The sequence below is a fragment of the Nocardia sp. NRRL WC-3656 genome (assembly GCF_000720265.1).
In the GTDB taxonomy this organism is placed as follows: Bacteria; Actinomycetota; Actinomycetes; order Mycobacteriales; family Mycobacteriaceae; genus Nocardia; species Nocardia nova.
Map to the genome: position 1 here is coordinate 167453 of NZ_JOJF01000002.1, position 15378 is coordinate 182830.

A 15378-nucleotide genomic window follows, 5' to 3' on the forward strand; every position below is an offset into this window, starting at 1 on the left:
GTACAAGGAGCTGTGCAATGAACCCAGGTCGAACATCCGCGCGTCGCGGAGTCCGCGCACGCGCCGCGGTGCTGCGAACCACGTTGCTGGCGCTGATCCTGGGGCTGGTGACGGCCGTGGCCGCCTGTGGATCCGGCGCGGACGACACCGATTCCGGTGCGGCCGTGACGATCGAGCACAGCATGGGGGAAACCACCGTCGACGGCACGCCCAAGCGCGTGGTGACCCTCGGCCCGGCCTGGCTGGACGCGGCCGTATCCCTCGGGGTCACCCCCGTCGGCTATCTGGTGCCCGGCGCCGGGGCGGGGATGACCGTGCCGTGGTTGCCGCAGTCGCTGCCGCAGCAGTCCAAGGCGCTGAACATGGGCGGCGACGTCGTCGAGCAGATCGCGGCACTCGAGCCCGATCTCATCGTGGCGCCGGGCTACCTGATGGACAAGGCCATGTACGACAAGCTGTCCAAGCTGGCCCCGACCATCGGTCCGCTGACTTCGGCCCAGATCGATCCGTGGGAGGACCAGGTCCAGGCGCTCGGTAAGGCGCTGCACAAGCAGGACCAGGCCGGCAAGGTCGTCGCCGACGTGCACGGCAGGATCGACGCGGTCGCCGCGAAGCATCCGGGCCTGAAGGGCAAGAGCTTCCTCACCTGCATGCTCACCACGCCCACCCAGCTGATGGTGCTGGCTGATCCGAAAGACGGTTCCGCCCAGGTGTTCACGCGGCTCGGGATGACCATGCCGGCGAAACTGGTCGCCGAGGCCCCCTCGGGTGGCCGGCTGGCGCTGTCGCCGGAACGGCTCGGGGATCTGACCTCCGATCTGCTGGTGTGCGGCGCGGCGCCGGGCCTGCAGGAGAAGTTCACCCAGCTGCCCGGTTACGCGGATCTGCCGTCGGTGCGCCAGGGCGGAATCTCGTTCGTCGACATGATCACGATCAACGCCATCAACCAGCCGACCGCACTGTCGGTGCCGTATCTGCTCGACAAGCTCGAACCGACGCTCGCCACCGTCGGCAAGTAAGGACTGATGACCCATGTCTGATTCGCCCGTGCCGAACACGACCGCGCCGGCCACGACTGCTCCGAACAACGCTGCGGCCGCGCCGGAGTCGCGAACGGGCGGGCGTGGCATTCCGTTGTCCCCGGCCCAGCAGGCCGCGCTGCTGCCGGAACGACTGCGCGGCGTCGCGGCGACGAATCTGGTTCTCGCCCTGGAGATCACCGGCGACCTCGAACCGGCCGCGCTCGACCGCGCCGCGGTGGCCGCGGTGAGCCGGCACGAGATTCTGCGCACGGTCTATCCGGACGATCGCCGCATTCCGTACCAGCGCGTCGTCGACGCACCCGAGACGGTGGTCGAAACGGTCGAGACCACGTCGTCGGAACTCGACGCCGCGCTGCGCTCCGATGCCGCGCACCGCATCGACCCGGTGCGCGAGCTGCCGATCCGAATCAGACTGCACCGCACGCCCGATCGGGACGTCCTGTCCCTCACCGCTCATCCCGTAGCCGCCGACGACCGCAGTCTCGAGCTGCTGGCGGCCGAACTGCTCGGGGAAACGACAGCCGAGCAGGTGACGCAGTACCGCGGCTACGCGATGGCGCAGATGAAGTCGCTGGTCGCCGATGCCGCCGCCGATCCCGACCTGGGGTACTGGCTGGACCGGCTCGCCGATCTGCCGGAACGGGCAACCCTGGCAGTGGCCGGAAATCCCGGCGCGGAATCGGATCCGGCCGCCGCCGCGTCCGCGACCCGCACACTGCGGATTCCGGCCGCTGCCTTGGGCGACCGCGACGCCGAACTGTCCGTGGTCGCCGCGCTGGCCGCAGTGCTGGGCGCGGCGGGTCTCGGTGGTGATGTGCCGGTCGCCATCGTCGATGCGGGACGGTCCGAGGCACAAGCTGATTCGGCGCTCGGTGCGTATGCGAACCATCTGGTGCTGCGGATCGATACCGGCTCGGCGTCCACCGCGCGGGCGCTGCTGGAGCAGGTCACGGAGCTGGCCGTCGCCGCCCGCGCCCACGCCGCGGCCCGGATCGAGCGGATCACGCATCAGCTGCGTGGCGCCGTCGCCGTCGCCGCCGGTGCGCCGTTCCAAGCGCTGGTCACGGTCCGAACCGAGGTGATCGGTGCGAACGCGCGCGAGATCGCCCGGCGGGTGGGGCGGCCGCACGGAGTCGATATCGTCGCCGATGTCGTCACCGGAGGCGAAGAGGTAACGGTGATTTTCGAATTCCCGGCGGCACTGGCCGGGCGCACCGAAATCGATGCGCTCGCAAGCGGTCTCGAGCGGTTGCTGGTGAATCTCGCGGAGCCGGAGACCGCGCTTCCCGACGGCGAGCTTCCGACGGTGTTCGAACGCGCCGCGGCCTACCCGGGTGGCACCGGGCTCGGCGGACAGCCCAGCACCGATGCCGAACGGCTGATCGCCGACACCATTCGCGAGGTGCTCGAACTCGACGCGGACGACGAGGTGGGCCGCGCCGACACCTTCTTCTCTCTCGGCGGTGACAGCATCGCCGCGCTGCGCATGGTCACCCTGCTCGGCGAGCGCGGTTATGTGCTGGACGTGCAGAAGGTGTTCGAATTCCCGGCCGTACACGAGATGGCAGCACAACTGACCGAGGCCGCGGCGGCCCCGGCCGCCGAACAGAGCGCACCCGTCGCGCCGATGAGCGCCTCCGGACTGGACTCGGCCGCGCTGGCGGCACTCGGCAAGAAGTTCGCCGCGCGGTGAGCGAGGTGGAGATTCTCGACGTCGTCGCGCTGTCACCGCTGCAGCGCGGGCTGTATTCGGTCAGTTCGATGGCGCAGGGCATCGATCCCTACCTCGTCACCTTCGCGGTACGAGTGGAGAATCTGGCCGATCCGGCGGCATTGCGTGCGGCCTTCGCCGGCGTCCTGCGACGCTATCCGCATCTGGGCGCGGCCGTACTCGCCGAGGATGTGCCGCATCCGGTGCTGGTCATCACCTCGGAGGGGCGAATCGGCTGGCGCGAGGTGGATCTGCGCTCGGCCCGCGATCCCGAGGCTGCGGCGCGCGATCTCTACTGGCAGGAGGCGCGCCGGCGGCTCGATCTGGACCGCGGCCCGCTGTTCCGGGTGGTCGCGGCGCGCGTCGGCGAGCGCGATTACGAAGTGGTGTGCACCGCACACCATATCGTCGTCGACGGCTGGTCGATTCCACTGTTGTTCTCCGATCTGATCGCCCTGCATCGCGGGGAGGGCGCGGCGCTGCCGCCGGCTCCGCCGCTGCGCGAGCACGCGGCGTGGCTGGCGAGCCGCGATACCGCGGCCTCGGCACGGGCGTGGGCCGCGGCGCTCGACGGTCTGGCGCCGATGCCGATGCTCGGGCCGCCGGCCCCGGCGGATCTCGACCTACCCGTGGTGGGCGAGGCGCGCCTGGACCCCGCCGGCACCGACCGGCTCGTCGGCTGGGCGCGCGCCAACGGCCTCACGCTGAACACCGTGCTCCAAATGGCCTGGGCCCGAATTCTTTCCGGGCTCACCGGCCGCGACGACGTGGTCTTCGGCCAGACCACCTCCGGCCGCGATGCCTCGCTGCCGAATGCGGAACGCCTCGTAGGCGCGCTGGTCACCACCATTCCGGTGCGGGTCCGGATCGACGAGCGCACGCCGGCGGGGATCGGCGCCGAACTGCAGCGTTCGGTGGCGCAGTTGCGGGCGCACGAGTATCTGGGCATCGCGGAGATCACGCGGCACGCCGGGGCCGGGCAGTTGTTCGACAGCCTGCTGGTCTTCGAGAACTCCCCGGTCGGCGCGGTCGCGCCGCGCATGCCGATGGGCGGCGGCGCCACCATGACAGCCCGCCGCGTCGACTCCCCGAGCCACTATCCGATCGCCGTCGTCCCGGTGCTGGAGCAGGGTGAGCTGATCTGCCGCGTCGAAACCCGCCCCGACCTGCTCACCACCTTCGACCCCGACCGGATGGCGCGCCGGTTGCTCGCGGTCGCCACCCGGATCGTGGACGCGCGGCAGTGTAGTGCGGTAGACGTGCTGCTCGACGACGAGCCCGCCGCGCTCGAGGCTGAAAGTACCGATCCCCCAACACATTCCGGCACCGCCAGGGTCTCGTCCGATGTGCCCGGCGTACCGGCTTCCGTCGAGCCCGCGCAGGCGCTGCCCGCTGTGCCGGCCGTGGAGGCTACGACGGTTCCCCAGGCATTGCTGCTTGCGGCGCATGCGGCGGCCGACCGGGTGGCGGTAGTCGACGCGGCGGGCGAGCACAGCTTCGGCGAACTCGGTCTCGCGGTACGCACACTGGCCGACGAGCTACGGGCGGCCGGGGTCGGCAGCGGCGACGCGGTGGCGGTCATGCTGCCCCGTGACCGCCGAGTCCTCCACGCTCCCTTCGCCATCGGTCTCGCCGGTGCCACGTGTGTCCACATCGATCCGGCCACCCCGGCCGATCGTGTGGCTTATCTGCTGAGCACCAGCGGCGCGCGGATCGTCCTCGCCGAGGCGGATCGCGCCGAGGTGCTGGCCGAGGTCCGCGCCCAAGGGGCGGAGTGCCGCCACGGGATCACGGACAGCGACGGCCGCCTCCAATTCCCGGGCATCGTCGCGGTTTCGGCGGGCGACCGTGGTGTGCCGAGGGTACCGGCGGCGGAACGGAACGGCGAGTCCGTCCACGCGAAAGATGTTGTGCCGCAGCAGTATTTGGATGCCGCGTTCTACGTGGTGTTCACCTCCGGCACGACCGGCAGGCCCAAGGGGGTCGCGGTATCGCATCGCGCACTGCTCAACCACTGGGGCAATCACGAGCGGCGGATCTTCGCGCCCATCGCCGCCGCCACCGGGCGCACGCTGCGGATCGGCCACGGCTGGTCCACCGGATTCGACGCTGCCTGGCAGCCCACGGTCGCGCTGCTGAGCGGTCACACCGTGGTTCTGCTGGGTGACGAGGTGCGCACCGATGCCGAGCGCATCGTCGGTGCCATCGGCGAATTCGGGATCGACATCTTCGACACGTCGCCGTCGATGCTGAACCGGCTGATCGCCGCCGGACTGTTCCGCACCGATCCCGAGACCGGATCCGAGCGCTGTCCGCTGGCCGTGCTCGCGCTGGGTGGTGAGGCGATCGGTCCGGACACCTGGCGGCGCCTGCAGGGATTGGCGACCACTCGTGTCATCAACTTCTACGGTCCGACCGAGGCGACCGTCGAGGCACTGATGGCCGACGTGCACGATCACGCCGCGCCGACCATCGGCCGCCCGTTCGACGGGTTGACCGCCGAGGTGCTCGACCATCGGCTGCGGCCGGTGCCGCCGGGCGGGCAGGGCGAGCTCTACCTTTCCGGGCCGCAACTCGCGCTCGGGTATCTGGGGCGGCCCGCCACCACCGCGGCCGCCTTCGTCGCGGGTGAGGCGGGCGAAAGGCGGTATCGCACCGGCGATCTCGTGCGCCGGTCCGACGACGGCACCGTCGCCTACGAAGGCCGTGTCGACCGGCAGGTCAAGATCAACGGATACCGCGTCGAACCCGACGAGGTCAGCGTGGTGCTGCGCGAACTCGACGGCGTACGCCACGCCGCGGCGCTGGCTTTCACCGAGAACGGGCGGACCCGGCTGGGTGCGCTGGTGGTCGGCGAGGGCACCGTCGCAGGATTGCGCTCGGATCTGGCCCGCCGGCTACCGCAATTCCTGGTCCCCACCCGCATCGCGTTCGTCGACGAGATTCCGTTGAACCGCAACGACAAACTCGATGTGCACGTGGCGACCGAACTGCTGACCGGCCCGGCCGAGACCGCCGCCCGCGCCGAACCGCGGACCGAGACCGAACGCACCCTGCTGGCGCTGATCGAGGCGATGAGCGCCGGCGCGGGGACGCGGATCGGCATCCTGGACAGCCTGGTGGATCTGGGTATCGACAGCATCGGCGTCATCGATCTGGTGTCGCGGCTGCGCGGCGCCGGTTACCGCATCTCGGCGCGAGAAGTGCTGGCCGCGGCCGATCTTCGCGATCTCGCCGAGCGTCTGGACGATCCGTCCGGGGACGCTCCCGGGAATGCCGAGGTGACGCCGGCGGGCACGGTGCTGCCGCTCACCGCGTTGGCTCGGGAGATCCTCGGACACGGCGATTACCGCTATCTCGCCCAGTCCCAGGTCTTCTCGCTCGATCCGGCGGTCACTCCCGAGTCGGTCGTCCAACGGCTGGAGGCCCTGGCGGTTGCCCATCCCACGCTGCGCTCGCGGCTGGTCACCGACGACGGCCGCGCTGTGCTCGTCGCGCAGGAGCAATCCGGCGTTGCCGAACTGCTCACCGTCGCCGATGGTACCGAAAGACACGGTGCGGCAAGTTATCTCGCTGATACTGTGCAACGCCTGGACCCCGGCGCCGGACGGATGATGTCGGCCACGCTGCTGCGCGGAGAGCAACCGCGGCTCGTCCTGTCCATCCATCACCTCGCCGTGGATGTGGTGTCCTGGCTCATCCTGGTCGACGACCTGCGCCGACTGGAACAGGGCGAGCAACCGATGAACGAGGATCGGCCGGAGTCGGATCCGATCCCGACGCGGTCCGACGCTCCACCGACGCTGGGCACCCCGCTCGGCGGCCGCTACACCGATTCACGCCGCGACCGGGCGGGCAAGGCGATCCGGCGGATCGTGGAACTCGGCCCCGACGACACCGAGGCCCTGCTCGCCCGGTGTGCGGAAAGCGATGTGCCCCTGGATGATCTGTTGCTGGCCGCCTGCGCCCGGCTGGTCGCCGATACCGCCGACGCCACCGGTCGCATCGCGGTCACCCGGGAATCGCACGGCCGCGAGCCTGGCGACGACACCCGCCGCGTCGGCTGGTTCACCGTCGAGGAGACGGCACTGGTATCGGCGGCCGAACTCGAGACCTGGACTCCGGCGGCCGGCCGTGCGCCGGTCCACGATCGAACCCTGTATGCGCGCGGGCAGATTCGTCTCAACCACCTGGGTCGCTTCGATGTGCTGCAGTTCGGCAGCGGCCCGTGGACGCCGGTGCCGCTGCCGGACCTCACCGCCGAGTTCGGTGCGGCCGGACATCCCGATCTGCCGCTGCGCTTCACGATCGACCTCAACACCGCGGTGGTTCCGAAGGATTCGCGCCCGGTTCTGGTCGCGCATATCGACGTGAACTCCGCGGTGCTGGACGAGGCCGGGGCCGACGCGCGCGCCGAGCGCTGGCGCACCATACTGTGTGATTTCGCCGCCGGAATGTCCGAATTCGACGCCCAGCGACAGGCAGGGTGACAGCTATGGGAGGGAAGGACTGATGACGGTTCAGACCGTGGATCCGGCCGAGCCGGAGGCAGCGCCGGTGCCGCTCACCACGCCCGACGCACCGCTGGAACCGGACCGGGTCGCGATCGAACAGCAGCGCCGCGCCGACGGACTGGCCCGCAAACAGGTGCTGGCGCCGGTGAACGGTGCGTTGTCGCTGGCGAGCCTGGTCGTCGTGGCCTCCTCGATCTGCGCCGTGGTGCCGTTCATCCTGATCGTCGAGGCGTGCCGCGAACTGCTGTCCGCTCCGATCGACACGGATCGGGTGTGGACGCTGGTGATCGCGGCGGTCGTGGTGCTGGTGTTGCGCGGACTGTTGCAGGCCGCGGCGCTGGTCTGGACCCATATGGTCGACGCGAAGTTTCAGCTCACGCTGCGACAACTGCTGGCGGCCAAGCTGACCCGGGTGCCGCTGGGCTGGTTCACCGACCGCAGTTCCGGTGAGGTGAAGAAGTTCCTGCAGGACGATGTGGAGGCCCTGCACTATCTGGTCGCGCACGCCCGGCTCGAATTCGTCGGCGCGGTGACGGTGCAGGTGGTGGCGCTGATCTACCTGTTCACCGTCGACTGGCGGCTGACCCTCATCCTGCTGATTCCGCTGGTGCTCTACACGCGCGGCCTGGCGGCCATGATGGGTAAGGCGCATCAGGAGCGCTTCGCCGTCTTCGACGCCAACGAACGCGCCATCGAACAGTCCATCATCGAATTCGTCGACGGCATTCAGGTGGTGCGGGCGTTCGGCCGGGCTCGTAAGGCGCACAGCACCTTCCAGCGCGCGGTCGACAACACCGCCGAGAGCCTGTTGGCCTGGAAGACGCCGATGACCAAACTGCAGTCGGCCGCCGAGATCCTGCTGACCCCGGTGCTGCTCATGCTCGTCGTGGTGGTGGCCGGTGTGGCCTTCGCCGATCTGGGCTGGACCGATCCGGTCGACATCCTGCCGTTCCTGCTGCTCGGCATCGGGCTGGGTAGTGCGCTGCTGGGCATCGGCTTCGGCGGGCAGGCGCTGCGCGAGGGCGGTGCGGCGGCGTTGCGCCTGCACCAACTGCAGCAGACACCCGAACTCGAGGTGCGGGCCGACGGCGACGCCGAGGCTGCGGATGTGGCCGGCAACGGCGTCGCGACGGGACTCACGGTCCGGTTCGAGCAGGTGAGCTTCGGCTATCGCGCCGATCGAACCGTGCTGCGTGAGGTCGACTTCGAACTCGCTCCCGGTTCCATCACCGCACTGGTCGGCCCGAGCGGTTCCGGCAAGTCGACCCTGGCCCGGCTGCTGCCGCGCTTCTACGACGTGACCGCGGGGCGAATCACGATCGGCGGCAAGGACGTCCGCGAGTACTCCACCGCCGAGCTCTACCGAACCGTGGGTTTCGTCCTGCAGGACGTGCGGATGATTCGCGGGACGATCCGCGACAACATCGCGCTGGCCCGGCCCGATGCGGATGCGGCCGCCGTCGAGCGCGCCGCGCGCGCCGCCCAGATCCACGATCGGATCCTGGAACTGCCGCGCGGCTACGACTCCGAGATCGGCGTCGACGCGGTGCTGTCCGGTGGTGAGGCGCAGCGCCTGTCGATCGCCCGCACCCTGCTGGCCGACACCCCGGTGCTGGTGCTGGACGAGGCCACGGCCTTCGCCGACCCGGAATCCGAGGCCGCGGTTCAGGACGCGCTCGCCGTCCTGGTCGCCGGCCGCACGGTGCTGGTGATCGCGCATCGGCTGCACACCATCACGGGAGTCGACCGAATCCTGGTGCTGGACAACGGCGAACTCGCCGAAAGGGGCGACCACGCGACGCTGTCGGTCGCCGGCGGGCTCTATCAGCGCCTCTGGGAACAGAATCAGGCATCGGTGGGCGCGCTGACCCGGCCCGGCGCCGATGCCGCGGCGACCGGTTCCGACTCCGAAGGAGAACTGCGGTGATCAGGAAGATCTTCGCCCTCGTTCCGCCGGAACTGCGCCGCTACGTGCCGCGCCATGTGGCCCTCATCGGCGCGGGCGCGCTGGGACAGATCGCGGCCTATCTGCTGCTGATTCCGGTGTTGCAGGCGCTGTTCGACGGCGACTTCGGCCGCGCGTGGCGCTGGACCGCCTGGCTGGCGCTCGCGGTGCTCGTCGCCTCGGTGTGCTCGTACCAGCAGCTGCTGGTGGGCCTGCGAATCGGCGTGGGCATGCTGCGCGGCGTGCAGACCCGGCTGGGCGATCATCTGAGCACGCTGCCGCTGGGCTGGTTCGCCACCGCCAACGCCGGATCCCTCTCGCGGATGGTCGTCGGTGGCGTGCGCGAAATCCTCAGCGTGGTCAACTATCTGCTCGCACCCGTGCTGACCGCGGTACTGGTTCCGGTGGGTGTCGCCATCGGGGTCGCCTTCATCGACTGGCGGATCGCGCTGGTGATGCTGGTCAGCCTGCCGGTACTGCTGCTGGTCAGCCGCTGGGCCAACACCAGCTACACCCGCGCCGACCGCAGACTCGATGCCGCTGCGGCCGAGGCCAATTCGCGGGTCGTGGAGTTCGCGCAGGCACAGCCCGTGTTGCGGGCCTTCGGTGCGGTGGGCGCGGGCAACCGGGCACTCACCCGGGCACTGCGCGAACAGGAGGCGGCCGCCAAGCGCATGATCGTCGCCAGTGTGCCGGGGCTGATGGTGTTCGCGCTGTGCGTGCAGATCGTCTTCCTGATCGTGGTGTCGGTGGTGGTCGCCCGCGGGACCGGCGGCGACCTCTCCATCCCGGCCACGATCGCGCTGATCGCGGTAACCTCCCGGTTCATCGAGCCGATCAACCGGGCCGCACAGCTGAGCACCGCGATCCGCAGCGCCGCCGACGCCGCCGACCGGATCACGAACTTCCTCGCCGAGCGCGATCTGGCCGAGGCTGCCGAACCCGTGACGCCGGGCGCGCCGGAGATCGTCTTCGACAACGTCGACTTCGGCTACCGCGAGGGTGAAAAGGTCATCGACGGCGTATCTTTCACCGTGCCGAGCGGCACCACCACGGCCATCGTGGGCCCGTCCGGCGGCGGGAAGACCACGCTGCTGAAGCTGGCCTCCCGGTTCTACGACGTCGGTTCCGGCAGCATCACCGTCGGCGGTCACGATGTCCGCCGGCAGCCCTCGGAAACCCTGTTGCGCCAGGTGTCGCTGGTCTTCCAGGACGTCTATCTGTTCAACGAGACCATCTCCGACAACATCCGCGTCGGCAATCCGGACGCCAGTGCCGAGCAGGTGCGCCGGGCCGCGGAGATCGCCCGGGTGGACGAGATCGTCGACCGGCTGCCCGACGGCTGGGATTCGGCAGTGGGGGAGGGCGGTGCTGCACTGTCCGGCGGTGAGCGCCAACGGGTTTCGATCGCCCGTGCGCTGCTCAAGGACGCGCCGATCGTGCTGCTCGACGAGGCGACCAGCGCCCTCGACCCGCACAGCGAGGCGGCGGTGGTGCGCGGCATTCACGAACTGACGCGGGACAAGACCGTCGTCGTGGTGGCGCATCGGCTCGACACCATCGCCCACGCCGATCAGATTCTGTTCGTGGAGGCGGGCCGGATCGTCGAACGGGGCACGCACGCCGAACTTCTCGAACTCGGCGGCCGCTATGCCGGATTCTGGTCGGAGCGGTCTCGCGCGACCGGCTGGCATCTGGTGTCGGCCTGAGGTTTCGGCGCCGAACGGGCGGCGGTCACGCACCTATGCCGTGACCGCCGCCCGGTGCGTGGTGGCGCCCGGTGGCCGGGTGCGGGTCACCGCCAGTAGCCGCGGGCGGCGATATTGTGTTTCGGCAGTTTGGCTTTCAGTGATTTGGTGATCGCGCGCGTGGTGGCGGCATCGCAGGCGGCCCAGCCGAAGGCATCGGGGGAGCAGGTGACCGAGTCGGCCGCCTGCCGCAGCAGTTGGCCGTAGTTGACTCGCTGTACCCAGGTCACCTCGGTCTTCGGTCCGGTGCGCACCGGCAGCGACTGCTCGGACTCCTCCTGCCATTCCAGCCATACCCGGGCCGGCGTTTCGCCGATCGCGTCCAGCAGCGAATTGATCGCCGGCAGTGAGGCGCTGTCGCCGAAGATCAGGAATTCCGACGGAACCGGTTCGGGCACTGCGAATTTCGAGCCCATGACGGTGGCGTCGATCTCGTCGCCGACCCTGGCCCGCGCGGCCCACTGCGAGGCCGGGCCGCCGTGCAGCGCGAATTCGATATCGAATGCGTCGTTGCCGGGATCGGGATCGACGAGGGTGTATCCGCGCTGTTGCAGGTCGCCGTTGTCGTCGGGGAACCAGATGCGGATCCACTGCGTGGGATGGACGGGATGGTCGGCCAGCAGCCCGCCGCCGGTGAAGCCGAGCCGCAGGTACTTGTCGCCGATCTGCCGCACCGAGGTGACGGTCAGCCGGTAGTCGTCCGCGCGCAGTGCCTTGAGGATGACGCCGTTGATGCCTTTGCCCATGGGGTTAGGGTAGCTGGGTTAGGTTAGCCAAACCACACCCCTACGGCAGATGGGGCCGGTGGGCTACTATGCTTGCAGGTTAGGCAAGCCTAGCCTTTGAAGTAGGTGGTGAGGCCCGATTTCCGGCCGGTGAGGAGTTTGTCTGATGCTCGGCAAGGCTGACGTTCGTGACATCGTGGCGGCGGAGCTGGGGATCCAACCCGAATCGATCGGATACGACGACGATCTGGTCGGCCTGGGCATGCATTCGATGAAACTGATGCGACTGGCCGGTCGCTGGCGCAAACAGGGCCACGAGGTCCGCAGTTCCGAACTCGCGCTCTCACCCACGATCTCGGCATGGGCCGAGCTGCTCGACGCCACCCCCGAACCGGCCGCCGCCGACAGTGGTGCCGACTCTGCCACCGACGGTGCGACATTCATCGAGGGCGAGGAATTCGCCCTCGCCACCATGCAACACGCCTACTGGGTCGGTCGCCGCCAGGACCAGCAGCTCGGCGGTGTCGCCGCCCATCTCTACGTCGAATTCGACGGCCGGGGCCTGGAAGCCGATCGGATGGGCCGCGCGGTCGGCCGCCTGGTACGCCGCCATCCGCAGTTGCGGGTGCAGTTCACCGACGCCGGCACACAGCGCGTGCTGCCCGAGCCGCTGCTCCCGGTGTTCCGGGTGGAGGACCTGCGCACGTCCGACGATCCGGACGCGGAACTGGAACGCCTGCGCCAGGCCAAGAGTCATCAGCGGATGGATGTCGAATCCGGTCAGGTCGTCGACATCACCCTCACTCTGCTGCCCGACGGCGCCCACCGCGTGCACGTCGATGTGGACATGCTCGCCGCGGATGCGTTGAGCTATCGGCGAATTCTCGACGATCTGGCCGCGCTGTACGACGGCGACGCCGATCCGGCCGACACCGTCGGCTACACCTTCCGCGAATATCTCGACGCCAGAACGCGCCACGCGCCGGACAATTCGGCCGCCAAGGCCTGGTGGGAGCGGCGGCTCGCCGACCTGCCCGATATCCCGTCGTTGCCGGTCCTGGCCGAGGACGAGCGCACCGATCCCAGCCGCAGCATCCGGCTGCACCACTGGTTCGAACCCGAGGCCAAGGCCGGATTCGACACACTCGCCCACAGCCACGGCGTCACCCCGGCGGTCGCGCTGGCCACGGTGTTCGCCGAGACCATCGCGCGCTGGTCCGCGCGGCAGCGCTTCCTGCTGAACGTCCCGCTGTTCGACCGGGAGCCGCTGCACGACGACATCGACCGCGTGGTAGGTGATTTCACGAACTCGGTGCTGGTCGACGTCGATGCCCGCGAGCCGGAATCGATGGTCGCCCGCGCCAAGCGCCTGCAGCGCGAATTGCACACCTGCGCCGTGCATTCCGTCTATGAGGGCCTGGATGTGCTGCGTGATCTCGGCCGGTCGCGTGGTGGTCCGGTGACGCCGTCGGTGGTGTTCACCTCGGGGCTGGACCTGGGTGAGCTCTTCTCCGATCGGGTCACCGCGCTGTTCGGCGAGCCGGTGTGGATTCTGTCGCAGGGCCCGCAGGTCGATCTGGACGCGCAGGTCGCCGAACTGGGCGGCGGACTGCTGGTCAACTGGGATGTGCGCCGCGACGCCATGCCCGAGGGAGTGGTCGCGGCGATGTTCGCCGAATTCCGCCGCCTGCTGCTGACCCTCGCCGAGCCGGGCGCGGACTGGAACGCACCGCTGTCGATCGACCTGCCGGTGCGGCAGCGCGCGGTGCGCGAGCGGGTGAACGACACCTTCACCGACTGGCAGGCGCGCACCCTGCACGGTGAGTTCTTCGACCGGGCCCGCCGCAAGCCGGAAGCCGAGGCCCTGCGCCGGCGCGGCGGCGCCTGCGACTACGGCGACCTGGCCGATCAGGCGCTCGCGGTGGCCGCCGCGCTCACCGATGCCGGCGTGCGGCCGGGCGATACCGTCGCGGTGATCGTTCCCAAGGGGCATCGGCAGATTCCGGCCGTACTCGGTGTGCTGGCCGCGGGGGCGGCCTACGTGCCGATCGGCACCGGTCAGCCGCCCGCGCGGCGCGACCGCATTCTGGCCCGCGCGGGCGCCCGGGTCGCGCTCACCGATGCGGCGCTCGAGCTGCCGGCCGATGTCACCCCGATCGCACTGAGCACCGCGCTGGCGGGGCGTCGCCTCGATCGCGCCTATGCCAGCGATCCGGATGCCGTCGCCTACGTGCTGTTCACCTCCGGATCCACCGGTGAGCCCAAGGGTGTGGAGGTCAGCCATCGGGCCGCCGCCAACACCGTCGACGCCCTCGCGGCGTATTTCGGCCTGGACGCGCACGCTCGCCTGCTGGGCCTGTCGTCGCTGGAATTCGATCTGTCGGTCTTCGACATCTTCGCTCCGCTCGCGCTGGGCGGTGCGCTGGTGTGCGTGGACGCCGAGATCGAGCGGGACGCCCGGGCGTGGGCCCGGCTGATCGCCGAACACGAAGTGAGCGTGCTCAATTGCGCGCCCGGCTTGATCGGGATGTTGCTGGACTCCGCCGACGCGCAGGACCTGCGCAGCCTCCGGGTGGTCGTCACCGGCGGCGACCGGGTCGACGCCGAACTCGCCCATCGCCTGCGCGCCCTGGTGCCCGGCCTGCGTTTCGCCGGTCTGGGTGGAGCCACCGAGGCCGCGATTCATTCGACCGTCTGCGAAGTGACCGAGAACTTCCCGGCCGACCGCGCCGCGGTGCCCTACGGCACGCCGCTGGCCAATGTGGCGATGCGCGTGGTGAACGAGCGCGGCGAGGACTGCCCCGACTGGGTCGTCGGCGAACTGTGGATCGGCGGAACCAGTGTGGCCGACGGCTATCGCGGCGATCCGGAACGCACCGCGCAGCGTTTCGTCGAGTACGGCGGCCTGCGGTGGTACCGCACCGGCGATCTGGCCCGCTATCTGCCCGACGGCACCGTCGACTTCCTCGGTCGCGCCGACCATCAGGTGAAGATCCGCGGCTACCGCGTGGAACTCGGCGAGGTCGAAACCGCCCTGACCACACTGCCGTCCGTGCAGCAGGCCGTCGCGCTGGTGACCGGTTCCGGCCGGTTGGCGGCCGCGGTGCGGGCCGGCGCGGCGGTCACCGCCGACGAAATGCGGGCCGCGCTGCGGGATCTGCTTCCCGCCCACATGATTCCGGACCTGATCGAAACCGTCTCCGAGATTCCGCTGACTCCCAACGGGAAATTGGACCGGGCGGCGATCCGGCGGCTGGTGGAGGCGGGCGCGCCCGATGCCGGCGCATCCGCGGTGCCGCCGGCGAACGAGGTCGAGGCGGCGCTGGCCTATATCGCGGCGCAGATTCTCGGTGTCGACACCGTCGGTGTGGAAACCGATTTCTTCGAGGTCGGCGGCAATTCGATTCTGGCCACCACGCTGACCGCCAAGGTGCGCGGACTGCTCGCGGTCGAGAAATTCGGTGTCACCGCGGTATTCGCCGGCCGGACGGTGCGCCGCATCGCCGCGCAGTTGCAGGCCGGCGAAACCATCCCGGGTCGCTTGGCTCAGGTCTCGCGAATCCTGCTGGAGCTGGCCGAAGTGCCGGTGCCCCAGCCTGATTCGACACAGGCCGATTCGGCTCTCGCCTCGGCGGGGAACTGAGCCACCGCAGCACAGGCCCCGAGTTTTCGTTGTAGACAGAGATTGGTTC

General features: G+C 69.7%; 7 protein-coding genes. 6 read left to right on the plus strand and 1 reads right to left on the minus strand.

Going from position 1 to position 15378, the window contains the following annotated elements; genetic code table 11:
* Positions 1–17 precede the first annotated feature (17 nt).
* Genes IG65_RS0103645 through IG65_RS0103665 form a run of 5 tightly spaced genes read left to right on the plus strand, consistent with a single transcriptional unit; the run spans position 18 to position 10922 of the window.
* Positions 18–1019, plus strand: a complete 1002-nt coding sequence (locus tag IG65_RS0103645; RefSeq protein WP_030513376.1) for an ABC transporter substrate-binding protein — start codon at positions 18–20, stop codon at positions 1017–1019.
* Positions 1020–1032: 13 nt separating this feature from the next.
* On the plus strand, positions 1033–2736 hold the full coding sequence (locus tag IG65_RS0103650) for a condensation domain-containing protein (RefSeq protein ID WP_030513377.1): 1704 nt from the start codon (positions 1033–1035) through the stop codon (positions 2734–2736).
* Positions 2733–7244, plus strand: coding sequence for an AMP-binding protein (locus tag IG65_RS0103655; RefSeq protein ID WP_231509039.1), 4512 nt, complete (start codon positions 2733–2735; stop codon positions 7242–7244). Before IG65_RS0103650 ends, IG65_RS0103655 begins: the two co-directional genes overlap by 4 nt.
* A gap of 22 nt (positions 7245–7266) precedes the next feature.
* Positions 7267–9195 carry an ABC transporter ATP-binding protein gene (locus IG65_RS0103660; RefSeq protein ID WP_063833533.1) on the plus strand — a complete coding sequence of 643 codons (1929 nt, stop codon included), beginning with the start codon at positions 7267–7269 and terminating at the stop codon, positions 9193–9195.
* Positions 9192–10922, plus strand: coding sequence for an ABC transporter ATP-binding protein (locus tag IG65_RS0103665; protein ID WP_030513380.1), 1731 nt, complete (start codon positions 9192–9194; stop codon positions 10920–10922). The genes IG65_RS0103660 and IG65_RS0103665 overlap by 4 nt, the downstream gene beginning before the upstream one ends.
* Before the next feature lie 86 nt (positions 10923–11008).
* On the opposite strand, the gene IG65_RS0103670 is transcribed toward IG65_RS0103665, so the two are convergent.
* Complete coding sequence (locus IG65_RS0103670; RefSeq protein ID WP_030513381.1) at positions 11009–11707, minus strand: siderophore-interacting protein; 699 nt, start codon at positions 11705–11707, stop codon at positions 11009–11011.
* A 145-nt stretch (positions 11708–11852) separates the two neighbouring features.
* Here IG65_RS0103670 and IG65_RS0103675 point away from each other — a divergent pair, with 145 nt between their 5' ends.
* A complete protein-coding gene (locus tag IG65_RS0103675) occupies positions 11853–15329 on the plus strand; it encodes a non-ribosomal peptide synthetase (RefSeq protein WP_036523083.1) in 3477 nt (1158 codons plus the stop codon).
* Positions 15330–15378 lie beyond the last annotated feature (49 nt).

What these genes read in the sequence shown, in the direction of transcription:
- IG65_RS0103645 (WP_030513376.1), top strand. Translation starts at nt 18, where the DNA reads ATGAACCCAGGTCGAACATCCGCGCGTCGCGGAGTCCGCGCACGCGCC.
- IG65_RS0103650 (WP_030513377.1), top strand. Translation starts at nt 1,033, where the DNA reads ATGTCTGATTCGCCCGTGCCGAACACGACCGCGCCGGCCACGACTGCT.
- IG65_RS0103660 (WP_063833533.1), top strand. Translation starts at nt 7,267, where the DNA reads ATGACGGTTCAGACCGTGGATCCGGCCGAGCCGGAGGCAGCGCCGGTG.
- IG65_RS0103670 (WP_030513381.1), bottom strand. Translation starts at nt 11,707, where the DNA reads ATGGGCAAAGGCATCAACGGCGTCATCCTCAAGGCACTGCGCGCGGAC.
- IG65_RS0103675 (WP_036523083.1), top strand. Translation starts at nt 11,853, where the DNA reads ATGCTCGGCAAGGCTGACGTTCGTGACATCGTGGCGGCGGAGCTGGGG.